The organism is Sandaracinus amylolyticus (assembly GCF_021631985.1).
GTDB lineage: Bacteria > Myxococcota_A > Polyangia > Polyangiales > Sandaracinaceae > Sandaracinus > Sandaracinus amylolyticus_A.
In genome coordinates, this window is record NZ_CP070225.1 from 5,988,718 (window position 1) to 6,005,679 (window position 16,962).

Consider the following 16,962-nt stretch of genomic DNA (forward strand, 5'->3'; position numbering starts at 1 on the left):
TCAGGCCTCGCGAAGCTCGGATTCGGCGAGCACCACGCCGCGCGCGACGCCTCGACCGATGCGCAGCCCCGCGACGATCGCGCCCACGCCGACGACCACGAACGTGAGGTCGATCCACCACGCAGCCCCGAGCGCGTCGCCGAGCGCGAGGACCGCGGCGATCGGCGCGAGAACACACGCGACACCGAGCGCGACGAGCCCCATCCGGAGCACGTCGCGGAACGAGCGCCGCGCCGCGTGCCAGACGACGAATGGAGGCGCGAGCAGCAGCGCGATCGCCATGACCGCGTACGGCGCGATGCCGATCGCGTTCGCGAGCGCCCACGCGTGCACCGCGATCGCCGCGCCGAGCGGGAGCCCGAGGCCCGCACCGATCGTGAGCACGCCCGCGATGCGTCCCGCGCGCGCCTCGGCGCCGCCGCTCCGACGCACGCTCCAGATGCCGAGGCCGGTCAGCGCGAGCGACGCGGCGAGCGCGCCGAAGAGCATCCACAGCGCGCGCACCAGACCGCCGCCGAAGTTGCCGAAGTGGAGCGCCGCCATCCACTGGTAGAGCGATCCACCGAACGACGCGCCGCTCCCGAAGCCCGCACGCTCGCTCCGCCACGTGCCGTCGCCGTCGTAGCGATGCGAGACGTCGTACTGCGGGCCCCAGAGCGGGCTCGTGTACACGGTGATGTGCGCGTCGCTGCGGCCCCACCGCGCGACTTCGATCCAGCCGACGCTGCGATGCTCGGCCTCGATGCGTCGCCTCGCGTCGGTGACCGCGATGCCGAGCGACGTGTCGGCGGGCACGGCGGAGGTCTCTGCCGCCGGCTCGGGCGCGCCGGAGAACGCGCGATCGAGCGCGGCCTCGTCTCCTCCGAACGCAGCGTCGGTGAGGAGCGGGAAGACGAGCGCGCCGCCGAACGAGAGGAACGCGCCGGTGAGCGAGAGCACCGCGGTGAACGGGAGCGTCCACACCGCGACCACGGTGTGGAGGTCGTGCAGGAGCTTCCTCGGGGCCGCGGTGCTGCGAACGCGCGTGGCGTGACGGAAGAACGGCCGGTGCACGAAGAGGCCGGTCACGACCAGGAGGAGGAGCCCGAAGCCGACGCAGCCCGTCGCCCAGAGCCCGGTTTGCTCGGGCAGGAAGAGGCGCACGTGGAGGTCGACGAAGAAGCGCGAGAGCGCCTCGCGCGGTGAGGGCTCGAACACCTCGTCGTCGGTGCCGCGACGTCGCTCGAGCTCGTCCCAGCTCGTCGGATCGAAGTACACGAGCGTGCCTCGCTCGATCGGCGCGCCGCTCGGGTCGACGGTGTGGTGATGCATCCACGCGACGACCGAGCCGTGCGAGGTCCAGAGCGCGACGTCCTCGAGGTGCTGCGGGTCGACCGTCGCGGCGGTGCGCGCGATCGCGTGCTCGAGCGCCGTCGCGTCGACGTCGTGGAGCTCGGGGTGCGGTCGATCGCGATGGGCCCACGTGTCGAGGTCCTCCGCGAACACCACGATCGCGCCCGAGCCGATCACCACGAAGCCGAGCAGGCCGACGAGGAGCCCGCTCCACGTGTGCACCTCGAAGAAGCGTCGTCGGATGGGCGCGCTCACCGCGACATCACGAAGGGCAGGAGGCTCGCGGCCGAGAGCGCGGTGAGCGCGGCGATCGGCATCGCGCTGCGATCGCGGCGGACCTGGAGGACGAGGAACGCCGCGGCCCAGATCGCGGGGAACACGACCACTGGGACGACGACGTGATCCACCCCGCCGCCGGGAGGCACCCACCGCGTCATGCCGACGGCGACGCAGACGGCGGCGACGAGCCCGGCGGCGAGCCGGATCGCGACGCCGAACACCGCGGGCAGCCACGTGCGAATGCGAGTGATTCTCACTCGCGCGAAAGTGACGGGACGACCTAGCACTGTCAAGGGACGAGGCCGCGCCACCTAGTACACGAGGGTGAACACCCGACCGATCCACGCGCTCGTCGGGAGCGACCGTCTCGGTCCGACCGACTTGCCAGACGAGGTGACTGACTCGCGGTTCCCGAGAGTCTCAGGATGTGCGGCGGCACATCGCGCGCGTGTCACTCCACGACCGTCCCATCGCTCGCCCGCAGGTGCGCGAGCGCGCCGTGGTGGCGAACGACCCGGAGCGCGAGCTCGCCGTGCCGGCGCGACACGCGCTGGAGGACGACGGCACGAGCCGGACGTTTGCGCGGCAGGACCATCGAGCGCGCGCGCTCGGGTGCGATCCCCAGCAGCTCGGTGAGCGCCCGCGCGAGGTCGTCGGGGCGCGGACCCGGATCGTCGATCTCGAGCCGGAGCGATTCCTTGCGGGCCGAGAGCGCGATCACCTCGGCGGGATCGCTCTCGTTGTCGATCCACTCGAAGAGCTCGAACGAGATGCCGAGCCCTTCGGCCATCGCGGCGGCGCGCAGGGCGCGGCTGGCGCGCGTGACGTCGTAGGGCGCGACCAACGCTTCGCGCCCGCCGTGCTCGTTCGGGACGAAGTGGATGCCTCGCGAGACCGTGGCCCAGCGATCCTCGAGCGACGCCTTCACCTCGGGGTCCACGCTCACCTTCGCCTCGAAGCGCGCGAGCGCTTCGTGCGCACGAAGGTGGTTCTCGGGCCTCCAGCCGTCCTTCATCCAGACGTGAGCCCGCAGCACGAGCGGGCCATGAGCGTGGATCAGCTCGGCCTGCACATGGCCGCCGTGTTTGGCGATCCACGCGACGAACGCCGAGGGCATCTCCGCGGCGTAGCTCTCCATCAGCACCTGCGCGCCGAGGACCTCGCAGCGCATGCCTTCTCGCCACGGGACCCAGCCGGTCTGCATCGGCAGGCCGTGCTTCTGGGCGAACGCCATGAACGGCGAAGGATCGTTCGATGGCGGTTCCTGCTCCACCCACGCATCGTGCGCGGCGAGCGCCTCGTTCAGCTCGGCAGCCGCGAGCTCGGCGACTCCGGCGTCGTGGAAGGAGCCGAGCAGTACGTACGCGCCGCTATTGTTGCTGGCCCACGCTCGGAACAAGCGGATGCGCATCACCGTGCCTCCATCACGACGGGGAGCGAACGACGGGTGTCGAGCCCGTAATCGAGATCGCGAGCGCAGCCCGGCGCTGTCGTCGCGATCGACATCGCCTCGCGGCGTTCACGCCAGATCTGCATCACGTCGTCGGCGGTCTCGAAGGGCCACGCGAGGTGGTGGAACGAGCACGCAGCGACCTGGCGATCGCTGGTGATCACCAGGTGATCGACCCCGGCGGCACAGGCGCGGAGATCGCGGCCGAGCGCGCGCGGCACGCTCGGGAGACGATCGCCCCAGCACACGTCGAGCTTCAGCTCGGCGCGTCCGGCGAGGGCGCGCATCAGCGCTTGCACGTCGGCATCGAGCGCGGCGAGGGCCGCACGATCGAGGTGGAGCGATGCATCGTGCCCGTTGTACGAGAGGAGCAGGACGTCGCGCGCTCCGAGCTCGACGAGCTCGAGCATCCGATCGACGACGTACGGAGCGCGCGGCCGCGTGACCAGGTAGTTGATGCCGAAGCGTGCGTCGTTCTCGGCGAGCAGTCGCACCTGAGCGCGCCAGTCGGAGTCGTCGTAGATCGAGAGTCGGATCTGTCCGACCTTGCCCCTGATCTCGCGCAGGAGCGCGCTGTCGAGCCGGGTGCCATTGGTCGTGAAGCTCACCGCGAGCGGCGTCTCGCCGTGGAGGCGCGTCACCAAATCGGCGAACCCCTTGAGCACGAGGGGCTCGCCGCCCCCGAACGCCACTTCGAGCGTCCCCCAGGCCGCCATGTCCGATAGGAACCGGAACGCGCTCTCGGCTGTCCACGCACTCTTCGCGTCGACGTCGCGCGAGCAGAACGCGCACGCGAGGTTGCAGTGGTTCGTCAGCGCGAACTGCAGCACGCGCGGAGCCCGCCGGCGCAGGTGCGTCGTCTCCTCTCCGTCGATCAGCGCGTTCAGCCCCGTCTCGCGATCGAAGAGGAGGAGTGCGCCGTCGAGCTCGTAGCGCCGCATGTGGCGGAGCCAGGCGGGGATCGGGATGTCGTCGTGCATCGAGGGCGAGTGTCGCAAGGTGTTCGAGAATACGCCGATTCGATCTCCGTCAGGCATTCTCGGCGGCTGGTGAGCTGACGCGACGGCCCCGAGTAGGCTCGAACGTGAGGCGGCAGTTCGTCGAGCTCGCGACATCGACGCTCCCGCTCACACGAGCCGCATGGACCGCGTGATTGCGGCGCGCTTTCGAGACATCGGTGTTGACCGGCTGGTCGCGGCGTTGACCACTCGGTCGCTCCAGTGTTGGCATGTGGAGGGCCGGTGCACTTGGATGTTGTTGGACGTCGACGACGCGCAGCGACAGATCGCACGGAGCGATCGCTCCGTTTCGAATACCGCCTGACTCCGCTCGAGCAGTACGAGCCGTGGAACGCCGAGCGTGCCGTGTCGTGGTTCGAGCTCACCGATGGCGAGCAGGTCGTGCGCCTGGGGGAGCAGGAGATCTTCTCGTCGCAGATCTCCGTTGCGGAGGAACATGGGCAGCGGCGGTGGCTCGACTACTCCGTCGTCCGGATGTGGGAGGACCTCCTCGAGCTCTTCCCGTACGCCAAGGAGCCAGTGCCGCGCGAGATCGCACGTCGGCTCGATCCCGGTGCGGGATGGGATTCGTGGCGCGACCAAGCATGGAAGGTGATCGACGCGGCGGATGGCTCCATGGCCGCTGAGCTCGAAGAGGCGTTCAACTGGGGCAGGCGCCGCACGCTCGATGTCGGTCATCTGGTCGCCGCGCCTCGACTGACGTTTGCCCGCGTCGACGATATCGTGATCGTGACCTGCGAGCCGCGAGGCGACACGAGCGCGATGGGCTGGCACTGGCTGTGTGAGCCTGCCCGCGTCGAGCTGCCACTCCAGTCGTTGGTCGACGAGGTCGAACGCTTCTCGCGCACGCTTCTCGCGGAAATGGCTCAGCGTGTCGCCGCGAGTGGCGCGGGAGCGCTCGCGGGGCGCGCCATCGTCGACCTCACCTCATTGAACGCGCAGCACGTCCGGCGAGAGGAACAACTCGCAGCCGCGCTCCGCGCGGTGGCCAGCGAGGATGAAGGCTGGGACCGGATCTCCCACGCGCTGCACGCGCTGGATCGCGCGATCGGGCAGTGAGAGCGACTCCTCGCCGACGGCTACTCCGCGATAGGAACATCGGGCGCGGGACGGCGACGGAGCCGATCGGCGAGCGCGCGAATCGCATTCGAGATCGCGAAGGCTTCGCGATCGAGCACGGCGTGATCGATCTCGTCGAACGAGAAGCCCAAGGCTCTGCTGGACTCGGGAGCGGCGGGCACCAGCTCGCGCGCGCGACGTCGCGCCAGCTCGCTGGAGCTCGCTGCGAGCGCTCGCGCGGCGCGGCGTCGATTGGCGGCGTCCGCGCCCTGGTCGCGCAGCAAGGATTCCAGCTCGCGGTGGCACCACGGTTCGTCGAGTGCGACGAGCAGTTCCGCTGTGTCCTCGGCGCAGGCGGGTGAGCCTCGAAGCGCGCGGCGGAGCACCGGCAGTGCGTCGTGCGGCGCGTGCTCCAGGAGCAGAAACGCGAGCTGGTCCAGCATGGGGTTTCCGACGTATCCCGCGACGCGTTCGACCGCTGCGAATCGATGCACGACCGCGAGCGCTTTGGCCGAATGGCCGGTATCGAAGGCCAGCAAGTGCCGAGCGACTGCACACGCGACGAAGGGATGGTGCTCCGCGGGGTCGAGGCGTTCGCTGAGCTCCACAGCCACTGCGATCACGTCCAACCCACGCCTCGTGCAGGCGTCGAGGAGCGACGCCGACATCGCGTCGGGGGTGTCGACATGACCTCGAGCCAAGTGCACGAGGGTCTCGTCCGACACCAGCGCGCCGATGCCGGCGACGGCCGCGCTCCGGCGGCGATCGTGCAGCAGCGAGCTGAGCCACGCGACGTGAGCGGGACCGCTGGGCGCGGCGCGGTCGCCGGCCAGCATCCGCTCCACAGCGCGAGCCAGAGTCTCGTCATCGAGGAGCGCGACGTGTACGTGCGCGCTCTCCAGCACGTCACAGAGGCGGACCGTATGCTGCGAGGCCGAATGTTCGACGATGCCGTCGCGCAGGAGCTCGTCGAGCGCCGCGACGACGAGGTGCTGCGTCGGCAGCCAGCGGCGCAGCTCGGCCTCGGGCGCTCGCTGCGTTGCTTCGACGCGGTGGGCGAAGAAGTGCGGGTCGATCGAGCGGGGCGTGTCGGCCGCGAAGTCCATGTCGACGACCTCGCCCAGTGGGCCCTTGAGACAGAGGCCGATGCCGTGATGACGTGCCCACCATCCCGGCGCGCCCGGTACCTCGGCGTCCTCGCCAGCCAGCTTTGCGGCGACCTCGACGAGCCACGTTTGACGAGCTCGCTGACGGCACAGACAAACAGCCAGCCAGACCCGCCAGGGCGCTCCTGGCCCGAGCGCATTTGCCACCGTCTCGAGGTCCGTGAGGCGCATGAGAGGATCGTACGCCGCGAGCGAGTATCGGGCGACAACGCTCGTTGCTTCGCGCCGCGACGGCGCGTGCCGCGGCATCACGTCAAAACGCACTCTGCGAGCTACACCGGACGATCCGCCGTCGAGGCGACCCGCGCGTGCGCTCGTGCCTCCCGCAGTACCGGCGCTGTCTGGGGCTCATCGAGCGACACGGGTGGATCCGCGGTGATCCCACTCGCGCCGATCGCGGAGCGCACCGGCAGGTGGTTGCCACGGGTCGAACGCATTCGCGACCAGACTCCGATCGAGCGGGGTCAGGGCGCGATCTCGCGATCGTCAGCGTCGGCGATCGATTGCGCGAGATCACGGATCCATTCGTCGCGCGCTGCTTCGTCGTCGTCGACCCAGAACGTATTCGCCGGGTCCAGCGCGTCGGCCCAGAGGTCGCACACTCGTGCTTGGATGTCGCGTTCGCGCTGGCGCAGCTGCACGCGATACGTCCCGCCATCTGCGAGCATCACGCGACCCCAGACCCATTCCGCTGCAGCTCGCGTGGTTTCCACGCGCGCGCCCTCGTCGACGGCGACGCGGCCGACGACCCGACGATCTCGCAATGCGCGGAGAACGAGCGCGCGCAGCGCCGGGATCGCAGCGAGCCGGCGATCGCGGAGGTATTGCAGCACGAGTGCTGTCGGCGGCGACGGCGAGCGACTCGGAGCGAATGGAGGACGCGCGAATACACGCTCTGCGAGTCGCGCGACGGCAGGATGATCGGGCGCGCGACTGAGCACTCGCAGCGGGTGATCCGTCTCGGCGGGCTGGTACGCGTCCAGCGCGTCGAGGATGGCGGGGATGAACGGGCCGAGAGAGGCCGCCAGGTCGTCGAGGCACGGGCATGCCGCGACACCCGCGCACCGTCTCGCGAACGCAGCGAGCCCAGAGCCCACGCTCGGGTCGGCGTTCCATGCGGCGCGCGCGAGAGAGCAGGCTTCGACCGGTGCGCCAAGACGCAGCGCATCCTCCGCACGGCGCATCGCCAGCCCGCCGAGCTGGGCTTCGCCGGCGACGTCTCGACGCGCTTCGTCGGTGCGCCGTCTTTCGGACGAATGCGTGCCGGGGGCGCGCCACCCGTAGTAGTTGCCGCGAATCCAGATCGCCGCGTCTGCCCATGCACCCGGATCGAGCCCGTCCTCGCGCAGCATCGCGAGCGAACGCTCGATGGGGCCCCCCGCCGCTTGCGCCCACCACGCCCGGAGGTGCGCGGCGAACCGCGACCAGCTCTGTGCGGAGTCGAGCTCGTAGACTTCCACGTCGATAGGGAATGAAGCGCCTACGATCTCCTCGAGCACGTACATGGCTACGTCACGAACCGAGACGATTCGGCGGTCACGGCCGAAGTCACGAAAGAACTGCACCGACCGCGTGAGTCGCGCGTCGTGCTCGATGGCATCGATCAGGAACGGGACCGCCGAGGTCCCGGCTCGTATGAGCGCGGTGACCTGCGTCTCGGCGCCCAGAGAGACACCACCCGGCTGACCGAGCTGAAGGCCGTCGACTTCGTCGAGCGACGCGATGAGCGCTGGGACGATGTCGGCGCGAACCGGCCCGTCTGGTGGCACGTCGGGCACGATCGATCGCGGCACGAGTGCACGGCGTTCCTGGTCCGCGCGCAGCGCGCGAACCGTGGCGAGGCCACCGCGAGCGCGCTGGCGAGGTGCTTGGTCGATCGATTCGTACAGGCGCAGGACCTGTAGAGCGAGGCAGTCGTCGCCCTGCATGTGGGCGAGCAGTGCACGATTCAATGGGCCGAACGCGAGCCACTCCGCGGCGACGTCGTCGGACTCCACGACCTCGGCCGAAGCGAGGAACCGCTCGTGCTCGGCCATCTCCTCGGCGACCGTGGTTGCGATCTGGAACGCGAGCTCCGGATGTTCTCGCTCGAGCGCGACCACGGCCAGGAGCTCCGGACAGAACGTCTGTTCGCGGACGCGTCGGGCCATTTCATGGAACGGATGGCCATCGTGCGAGCACCGGGTCTCGGGCCGCTCCGCCGCGAGGAACGAACGGCACTGGTCGGCCAGATCCACCTCAGGACCGACCGCGACCGCGGCGTGCCACTCGCCGAACAGCCAGACCAAGGGCCGCTCACCAGCGACCCATGGTGGGCGAACGAATCCGAACGCTCGTACCCGACCGCCGTGATCCCAGACCGTACCTGCCCAGATCTCGACCTCGTGGAACCGGAGCTCGCGAGGGTCAGGTCCGATCTCGAGCGCCTCCCGAGCGGCCGTGACGATTGCTTGGGGCAATGGTTGCGCAGGGCTCCAGTCCGCTTCTCGTCGCGTCAGCCCGGGTAGCTCCGGCGTGCACGCGATCCGCCCGAAGTCGTTCCAACCGGGGCTCGGTGCGAGGCTCCGCTCCGCTTCCGGCCCGCGCCAACACTCGCTCGCCGACGCTGTGTCGTCGTCGCGCACGGCGGGCTCGGCTGTGTCGCTCGTCGGCGCGCCGTTCGCGACACGAGCGGCCGTTGCGCAACCGAGCGTGAGCACCGCAAGGGCGATGAAGACGCTGCGCACGCTCTCGAGAGTACCGCGTGGGCGCACGAACGGTGGCCGGGCATCGCGAGCGATGCCGTCGAGCTCGAGCTGGGGTCGACCCCGCGACTCGCGCGCCGAGAGCTCGTGCCTCGGCGCCGTCGTCCGCGCCCAACGGGCCGACGCGCTCGTCTGTTGTCTCGGCCCAACAGCACGCGCCGCGATCCCGCACGATCGCCGCCCTCTTCGCGACCTCCTGCCGTGGACCGCGGCTTGCGAACCACGTCGCGCAGGAGGCGCGATGTCCCTTCGCACGAGATCCATCTGCGTCGTCGCCGCGCTCGCGCTCGGGGCGTGCATCGGCGACCTCGACGACGCACCGGCGGGCCCGGGGGGCGGTGCCGTTCCCCGACCGCCAGGGACCACCCGCCCGCCGCGTGGGCCGCTCTACGCGTGCGACGATCCCAGCGCGGTCGCGCCCGAGCTCCCGCTCCGCCGGCTGACGAGCACGCAGCTCCGCAACACGCTGGTGCATCTCGTCGAGTCGAGCGCGCCCTCGAGCAGCGCCGCGATCCTCGGCTCGATCGCGCCCGCGATGGAGCGGCTGCCCGCCGACTCCGGCGCGAGCGCCGAGGGATCGCGGCACGCCGGCTTCCGCAGGCTCGATCAGGCGGTGCAGCAGCAGCACGTCGAGGTGCTCTACGACGTCGGGGTCGCGCTCGGCGCGGCGTTCACCGGGGAGCCGGCGCGCGTCGGCGAGATCTTCGGCGCGTGCGCGTCCGACGCCGACGAGTCGAACGACGGCGTGTGCGTGCGATCGTTCGTGCGCGCCTTCGGCGAGCGCGCGTTCCGGCGCCCGCTGACCGACGAGGACGTCGAGCTCCTCGCGAGCGCGGCCGATCCCCTGCCGATCACCGCGGACGCGCTCGCGAACGTCGTCGCGCTGATCGTCAATTCGCCCGAGCTGTTCTACCTGCCCGAGCACGGCCAGGACGGCGCCGTCGGCGCGACCGTTCCGCTCGACGCGTTCGAGCTCGCGGCGCGCCTCTCCTATCACTTCTGGAGCGCGCCTCCCGACGACGAGCTCCTCGAGGCGGCGCGCACCGGCGCGCTGCTCCGAGACGACGAGTACGAGCGTCAGCTCGATCGCCTCGTCACCGATCCGCGCGCCGACGAGGCGTTCGCCGAGTTCTTCTCCGACTGGCTCCGGCTCGGCGAGGTCGCCGACCTCGACGTCCAGGTCGGGCGGCCACGCTTCGACGCATTCGCGGGCACCGACGTTCCGACACCCGAGCTCCGCACGGCGATGATCGACGACGTGCTCGAGGCGGCGCGCGCCAACCTGCGCGCGGGATCGAGCCTCTCCGATCTGCTGCTCGATCGCCGCTCCTACACGCGCGACCCGCTGCTCGCGCGCATCTACGGCACCAGCCCGTGGGACGGATCCGGCGAGCCTCCGACGCCGCCGGGCGCCCGCGCCGGCCTCCTGACGCGCCCCGCGTTCCTCGCGACCGGCACGCCCACGACGCGGCCGATCATGAAGGGCGTGCTCGTGCGCATGGCCTTGATGTGCGAGGCGGTGCCGCCGCCTCCTGCCAACGCCGACGCGGTGCGGCCCGAAGCGAGCGCGCTCGCGACCACGCGCGACGCGACCGAGGCGCTCACGCAGGCGCCCGGCACGGCGTGCGCAGGCTGTCACGCCACCGCGATCAACCCGCTCGGCTTCGCGACCGAGGGCTTCGACGCGCTCGGCCGCGAGCGCACGGTCGAGCGCATCTTCGGAGAGGACGGCGCGCTCCTCGCAGAGCTCCCGATCGACACGCACGTCGTGCCGAACGTGATCTTCGGCGATCCCGCGGAGGCCGAGGGCGCCGAGGATCTCACGCGTCTCCTCGACGAGAGCGGACGCGTGCACTCGTGCATGGCGCGCGAGTATTTCCGCTTCACGTTCCAGAGGACCGAGAACGCGCGCGGCGACGGCTGCTCGCTCGCAGCGATCGAGGAGGCGGTGCTCGGCGGCGCCTCGCTCACCGAGATCTTCGCGAGCAGCGCGCGCCTGCGCACGTTCCGAGAGAGGAGCTTCGAATGACCTCCCGCAGGATGTTCCTCCGCGGCGCCGGCGGTGCCGCGCTCGCGATCCCGTTCCTCCCGTCGCTGCTCGAGGGAGGCACCGCGCACGCGCAGGATCGCGGGCGCACGAGCTTCGTCGCGTTCCTCTCGCAGCACGGCGGCGTGTCCGCCGGGAACATGTACCCGGCCGACGCGACGCTCACCGATGTCGCGATGGCCGCCGAGGGCCACCACGAGGTACGACGCGGCCCGCTCTCGCTCGCGACGTCGGGCGGCATCGCGTCGCTGAGCCCCGTGCTCTCCGCATCGAGCTCGGTTCTCACTCCCGCGATCGCGAGCAAGATGAACGTGCTGCGCGGTCTCGACATCACCTACGACATCGCCCACCACTACTGCGGCGCGTCGCTCGGGAACCTCGCGATCAACAGCTCGTCGGACGATCCGTACGATCGCGGCCCGCGGCGCTCGATCGATCAGGTGATGGCCTGGTCGAGCGCGGTCTATCCCGACCCGCGCGCCGTGCAGCTGCGCTCGTTCACGGTCGCGCAGAACCAGGCGGTGTCCTGGGGCTACCAGAACCCTGCGGCGGGCTCCGGGGCCATCCAGGCCGTCGGCGACTCGTGGACGTCCGCCACGCTCTTCGATCGGCTCTTCCCGACGCCGACGGCGCCGCCCTCGTCTCCGCGACGGCGGCTCGTCGATCTCGTGTACGAGCGCTACCGGCGTCTGCGCGACGGACATCGCCGCCTGTCGAGCGGCGATCGCGAGCGGCTCGAGGCGCACATGGCGCGCATCGCGGAGCTCGAGCGCCGCCTCGGCGCGGCGCCGATCTCGTGCGCGAGCTCGCCCGAGCCACCGGAGGACAACGGGCCCCTGCTCCGCGGGGCGTACGACGGCCGTCCCGATCAGCACGTGCGCTACTTCCAGCTCTACAACGAGGTGCTCGCGGCCGCGCTCGCGTGCGGCGCGACGCGGATCGCGGTCCTCTGCGGCGACGCGTACGTCAACACGTTCTCGACCCATCCCAGCGCGAGCTGGCACGACGAGATCGCGCACCGCATCGTCGCGATGCAGGACGTCATGGTCGGCGCGCAGCGCCGCTTCTTCGCCGACGTCGTGCTCGATCTCGCCTCGCGGCTCGAGTCGGTCGTGGAGGCCGACGGCGCGACGGCGCTCGACCGCTCTCTGATCGTGTGGATGCAGGAGCACAGCAACGTGACCCACGACAACTTCTCGATCCCCGCGGTCACGCTGGGCTCGGCGGACGGGTTCTTCTCGACCGGCAACTACTGCGACTACCGCAACCGCACGCGCCTCTTCGAGCCGTGGGAAGACACGCCCGAGCGCAGCGCGCCGGGCCTCACGTACCAGCAATTCTGGGCGAACTGCCTCCAGGCGATGGGCGTGCCCCACGACGAGTGGGCCGAGCCCGATCACCCCGGCTACAGCGCGCGCTTCACGCACGTGATCAACGCCGACTTCCCGGTGCGGCCGGCGAGCGACTGGTCCGACGCGGTGTGGCGCACGGCGGGCGACGTCCTGCCCTTCCTCGCGCGCTGACGAGCTCGTCCGCGCGCGTGCGAGCGATGGGTCACGAGCGCCGGCACGAGGTGCGCTCTTCGGTTGACACTCCCGCGGTCGCCGAGGAATCTGGGCGGCGCCGTGCCGATCGCGATGCGCTGCCATCACCGCGGGGCGCCGTGAGAGCCGGCGATCGCATCTCCGGCCACGAGATCGTCGCGCCTGTCTCTGCGGGCGGCATGGCGACCGTGTACCTCGCACGGCGCGCGGGCGCGGCGGGCTTCGCCAAGCACGTCGCGATCAAGGTCGTGCACGCGCACCTCGCGCTCGATCGCACGTTCGTGAAGATGTTCCTCGCCGAGGCGCGCCTCTCCGCGCGCATCGAGCACCCGAACGTCGTCCAGGTGCACGACCTCGGCGAGCACGACGGCAGCTACTTCATGGTGATGGAGTACGTCGAGGGGTGCGCCCTCAGCGAGCTCCAACGGATGCTCGCCGAGGCGCAGCGCCGCCTGGCGCCCGAGGTCGCGGTTGCGATCGCGATGCGCGTCGCTGCGGGGCTGCACGCGGCGCACGAGCTCGCCGACGAGCACGGGAACAACCTCTGCGTCGTGCACCGCGACGTGTCGCCCCAGAACGTGCTCCTCGCGCGAAAGGGGCACGTGAAGCTGATCGACTTCGGGATCGCGAAGGCGGCCGAGCGCACCCAGAGCACGCAGGGCGGCGTGCTCAAGGGCAAGGTGCGCTACATGGCGCCCGAGCAGGCGTCGGGCAGCGAGATCGATCGTCGCGCCGACGTCTACGCGCTGGGCGTCTTGCTCTGGGAGATGTTGACGGGGCGACGGCTCTTCGACGCTCCGACCGATCTGCTCGCGCTCAAGATGGTGCTCGACCCGAGGCCGCGCGCGCCGAGCGCGCTCGCGGGCGGCGTCCCGCCGGCGCTCGACGAGACGGTCCTCGCGGCGCTCGCGAAGGACCCGGCGCGAAGACCGGCGACCGCGCAAGCGTTCGGCGAGATGCTCGCGCGCGCCTTCCCGGCCGCGCTCGCGATCGACGCGCCGCGGATCGCCGAGATCGTCGGCGTGCTCACCGAGGAGGCGCGCGGCGACGCCGAGGATCGCCCCGACTCGACGTCGGGCGTCGCGCGGATGAGCGATGTCGCGCGCGAGCGCGTCGAGCAGCTCACGCTGCCGGCGCTCGCCGCGACCGCGGAGGCATCGGTGTCGAGCGGGGAGCCGGTCGTCCGCGGCTCGGGCCCGTCGCGCGTCGTCGCGCTCGCTGTGCTCGGTGCGGTCGCGATCGCGGCGTCGGCGGCGGCCTGGTACTCGTCGCGCGACGATCGCGCGGCCGCGGCGCCGCCGCTCGACGCACCGCCAGTCGGCGAGCTGCCGGCCGAGCGCGGCGAGATCGAGTCGGCACCGACGGTGCCCGTGCCGCCGGCCGCCACGGCCCCGCCCTCGCCCACGACGATGGATGCACCCGAGCCGCGCGCGGCCCCCGCGACCGAGCGCACGACGCGACCGACGCGAAGGGTCGAACGATCCCGCCGCGCCGGCTCGCGCGCACGCGCCACGACGATCGACGACGTCCCGCTGGACACCGAGTTCGAATGAGAGCCCCGCGAGCGATCCTCCCGCTCCTCGCGATCGCGACGCTCGTCTCGTGCGGCAACCCGCTGACGGAGCTCGTGGTCGTGATCACGTCGGACGTGACGGGCTCGATCTCGTCGGTGTCGATCCAGGTGACCGGCCCCGACGGCGAGCTCCTCGACACGCACGTGCCGCAGGAGGGCGCGCCGCTCGAGTGGCCGCTCACGCTCGGGCTCACGAGATCGGGCGCGCCCCATCACCCGCTCACGATCGACGTCCGCGGCGACGCGACGATCGGATCCGACGCGGTGCAGCTACAGCGCAGGGTCGTGACCGGCTTCGTTCCGGGCGAGCGCCGGCTCCTCGAGATCCACCTCGACGCCGCGTGCGACACGCCGTGCGTCGACGAGATCGATCCCGAGGATCTCCCTCCTTTCGACGGCGAGATCCCGCCCTTCGACCCGAGCTGCGCCGCCGAGGACCTCGGAAGCGCGCTCGGGACGTTCGCTCGCGCGCTCGATCGCGACACCTCGCGGCCCGCGAGCTGCGAGCCCGGCGCCGGGCACGATCGGGTGTTCCGATGGCGCGCACCGAGCACCGGCCGCTTCGTGATCGACACGCTGCCGGGGTCGAACGTCGACTCCGTGATCGACGTGCGCCGCGAATGCGGAGGACCGTCGATCGCGTGTCAGGACGACGTCGGCCCCGACCGCCTCTGGTCGCACGTGGAGGTCGATCTCGACGCTGGAGAGACGATCCTCGTGTACGTGTACGGCTACTTCGACGACGCGCCGTTCGACCTGACGTTCAGCGCGGCGCCGCTGCCCGCGGAGCGGTGCACGGGCGGAGTCGACGACGATCGCGACGCGACGATCGACTGCGCGGATCCCGACTGCGACGGCGACGCGGCGTGTCTCTAGCGCGCACGCCCTCGCGGTGATCGGCCGCGGCGCCTCAACGAATGTCCCACGTGCCGGGCGGGACGTTGCCGGTGTAGGGCTGCGGCGCGCTGCTCGAGACGCCGAAGACCACCCCGACGATCACGGCGGCGAGCACCACCACGCCCGCGGTCGTCCCGAGGACGATCCAGCCCGTGGGATCCTCGGCCGCACTCGGCGGTGGAGCGGTGATCGCGTCCTCGATGCGTCGCTCGCGCTCGTCGTCGGCGCTCGCGGCGCCGTCGCCCGTCAGCTCGAGCACGATCCGCTCGCGCTCGCCCTCGCGCAGGTGCACGGAGCTCCGCACGATCACGACGCCGCCACGGAGGACCGCGACGGTGTGCGGACCTGGGTCGAGCAGGATCTCGCGATCCGGCACCGCGCTCGCGCCGTCGATGTCGAGCGCGTCCTCCGGACCGAGCTCGCACCCGACCGTCAGCCGCGGGGTCGCGTCTTCGAGCCGCGCGAGGACCTCTTCCACTTCCGGTCGGCGCTGGCGGTCGCGCTCACTCGTGGCGGTGTCGAGCCACTGACGGTACGACGCGGCCGCCGCGAGCAAGCGCCCGGTCCGCCGCTGCGCTCCTGCGAGGTTCATGAGCACGCTCGGCTGTGGCGCGAGCTGGTGCGCACGGGCGAAACGATCGTGCGCGCTCGCCCAGTCCCCGGCGCGCGCCGCGCTCAGGCCCGCCTCGAACTCGGCGCGCCCCTCGTCGCGGCGCGCCGACGCTCCCGGGCCCTCCTGCGCAGCATCTCCCTGCGCCGCGGCGGGCCGCGGGCCGAGCAGGATCGTCGCGAGCAGCGCTGCGTGCGCGAGCCGACGCATCGAGGCGCGACCGTAGCACGCGGCCCGCGCGCGCATCGACTACGCTCGAGGCGAATGAGCTCTCGACGGCGCTACGAGCTCTCGCGCCGGCTGGCAGCAGGCGGCACGGGCGAAGTCTGGGAAGCGCGCGTGCTCGACGGACCGCATGCCGGCCGGGACGTCGCGCTGAAGCGCGCGATCGCGGCGCTCCGCGACGACCCCGCAGTCCGGCGCATGCTCCGCGACGAGGCGAGGCTCCTCGTGACGCTCGAGCATCCGAGCATCGTTCGCGCGCTCGACTTCGGCACCATCGACGGTGTCGAGCACGTCGCCTACGAGCTCGTGCGCGGCATCGACGCGGCGCGCGCAGCGAGCGTCTCCGCCGGTCGCTTCGCGGACGACGTGGGGCTCTTCATCGTGGAGCAGGTCGCGCACGCGCTCGATCACGCGCACTCGCGTTCGGGTCCCGACGGGCGATCGCTCGGCATCGTGCACCGCGACGTGTGCCCCGCGAACATCCTCGTGTCGTGGGAGGGGCGCGTGCTCCTCGCGGACTTCGGGATCGCGCGCGGCGCGCATCGCACCGACAGAACCATCACCGGTCACGTCAAGGGAACGAGCGGGTACATCGCGCCCGAGCAGATCCTCGGCGACGCGACCACGCAGGCCGTCGACGTGTATGCGCTCGGCTCGACGCTGCACGCGCTGCTCGCGGGCGCGCCTCCGCTCACGTCGTGGCGCGCGACGAGCGCGTACGTCGGCGGCGGCGCGCTCCCGATCGCGGCGTCGATCGGGCGCGACGTCGCCGAGCTGATCGCGAGGTGTTGCGACGTCGACGCCGCGCGCCGTCCGAGCGCCGCCGAGGTGGCCGGCGCATCCCGAGCGCTCCGTCGCGGCGGCGATGGTGCGGATCTTCTCGCGCACACGTTCGAGACGATCCGCGAGGCGGTCGAGCGGCGCGGCCCGCTCGACGATCTCCTCGCGGGCGTGTTCGACGAGCGCACCACACTGACGCTCGAGTCGGAGCTCGAGCCGGAAGAGCGTTCGTGAGCG

13 protein-coding genes are annotated in these 16,962 nt (G+C 71.4%); 6 read left to right on the forward strand and 7 right to left on the reverse strand.

Going from position 1 to position 16,962, the window contains the following annotated elements; genetic code table 11:
* The 4 genes from I5071_RS25310 to I5071_RS25325 all read right to left on the reverse strand — a co-directional run bounded on the left by I5071_RS25310 (window position 1) and on the right by I5071_RS25325 (window position 4,041).
* A complete protein-coding gene (locus I5071_RS25310; protein ID WP_236515400.1) occupies window positions 1-1,587 on the reverse strand; it encodes a PepSY-associated TM helix domain-containing protein in 1,587 nt (528 codons plus the stop codon).
* On the reverse strand, window positions 1,584-1,868 hold the full coding sequence (locus tag I5071_RS25315) for a hypothetical protein (RefSeq protein WP_236515401.1): 285 nt from the start codon (window positions 1,866-1,868) through the stop codon (window positions 1,584-1,586). Before I5071_RS25315 ends, I5071_RS25310 begins: the two co-directional genes overlap by 4 nt.
* 194 nt (window positions 1,869-2,062) lie before the next feature.
* A complete protein-coding gene (locus I5071_RS25320) occupies window positions 2,063-3,022 on the reverse strand; it encodes a hypothetical protein (RefSeq protein WP_236515402.1) in 960 nt (319 codons plus the stop codon).
* Complete coding sequence (locus I5071_RS25325) at window positions 3,022-4,041, reverse strand: radical SAM protein (protein WP_236515403.1); 1,020 nt, start codon at window positions 4,039-4,041, stop codon at window positions 3,022-3,024. The genes I5071_RS25320 and I5071_RS25325 overlap by 1 nt, the downstream gene beginning before the upstream one ends.
* Before the next feature lie 261 nt (window positions 4,042-4,302).
* Between I5071_RS25325 and I5071_RS25330 the strand changes: the two genes are divergently transcribed.
* Window positions 4,303-5,139: a DUF5984 family protein gene (locus tag I5071_RS25330; RefSeq protein WP_268921141.1), complete on the forward strand. Its 837-nt coding sequence runs from the start codon at window positions 4,303-4,305 to the stop codon at window positions 5,137-5,139.
* Window positions 5,140-5,159: 20 nt separating this feature from the next.
* On the opposite strand, the gene I5071_RS25335 is transcribed toward I5071_RS25330, so the two are convergent.
* Both I5071_RS25335 and I5071_RS25340 read right to left on the reverse strand, forming a co-directional pair.
* Complete coding sequence (locus I5071_RS25335) at window positions 5,160-6,476, reverse strand: hypothetical protein (protein ID WP_236515405.1); 1,317 nt, start codon at window positions 6,474-6,476, stop codon at window positions 5,160-5,162.
* Between the two features lie 293 nt (window positions 6,477-6,769).
* Complete coding sequence (locus I5071_RS25340) at window positions 6,770-9,031, reverse strand: hypothetical protein (RefSeq protein ID WP_236515406.1); 2,262 nt, start codon at window positions 9,029-9,031, stop codon at window positions 6,770-6,772.
* Between the two features lie 259 nt (window positions 9,032-9,290).
* Between I5071_RS25340 and I5071_RS25345 the strand changes: the two genes are divergently transcribed.
* From I5071_RS25345 to I5071_RS25360, 4 genes are read left to right on the forward strand one after another with little or no spacing between them, the layout of a single operon-like run.
* The gene (locus tag I5071_RS25345; protein WP_236515407.1) at window positions 9,291-11,078 is read left to right on the forward strand and encodes a DUF1592 domain-containing protein; all 1,788 of its coding nucleotides are present in this window, start codon (window positions 9,291-9,293) and stop codon (window positions 11,076-11,078) included.
* Window positions 11,075-12,619, forward strand: coding sequence for a DUF1552 domain-containing protein (locus I5071_RS25350; protein ID WP_236515408.1), 1,545 nt, complete (start codon window positions 11,075-11,077; stop codon window positions 12,617-12,619). Before I5071_RS25345 ends, I5071_RS25350 begins: the two co-directional genes overlap by 4 nt.
* Before the next feature lie 26 nt (window positions 12,620-12,645).
* Window positions 12,646-14,193 (forward strand): serine/threonine-protein kinase, encoded by a 1,548-nt coding sequence (locus tag I5071_RS25355; protein ID WP_236515409.1) that lies wholly within the window; start codon window positions 12,646-12,648, stop codon window positions 14,191-14,193.
* A complete protein-coding gene (locus tag I5071_RS25360; protein WP_236515410.1) occupies window positions 14,190-15,089 on the forward strand; it encodes a hypothetical protein in 900 nt (299 codons plus the stop codon). The genes I5071_RS25355 and I5071_RS25360 overlap by 4 nt, the downstream gene beginning before the upstream one ends.
* A 34-nt stretch (window positions 15,090-15,123) precedes the next feature.
* Here I5071_RS25360 and I5071_RS25365 read toward each other — a convergent pair whose 3' ends face one another.
* Window positions 15,124-15,930, reverse strand: a complete 807-nt coding sequence (locus tag I5071_RS25365) for a hypothetical protein (protein ID WP_236515411.1) — start codon at window positions 15,928-15,930, stop codon at window positions 15,124-15,126.
* Here I5071_RS25365 and I5071_RS25370 point away from each other — a divergent pair.
* Window positions 15,913-16,959: a serine/threonine-protein kinase gene (locus I5071_RS25370; RefSeq protein ID WP_236515412.1), complete on the forward strand. Its 1,047-nt coding sequence runs from the start codon at window positions 15,913-15,915 to the stop codon at window positions 16,957-16,959. The two genes, I5071_RS25365 and I5071_RS25370, sit on opposite strands and share 18 nt — an antisense overlap.
* Window positions 16,960-16,962: the final 3 nt, after the last annotated feature.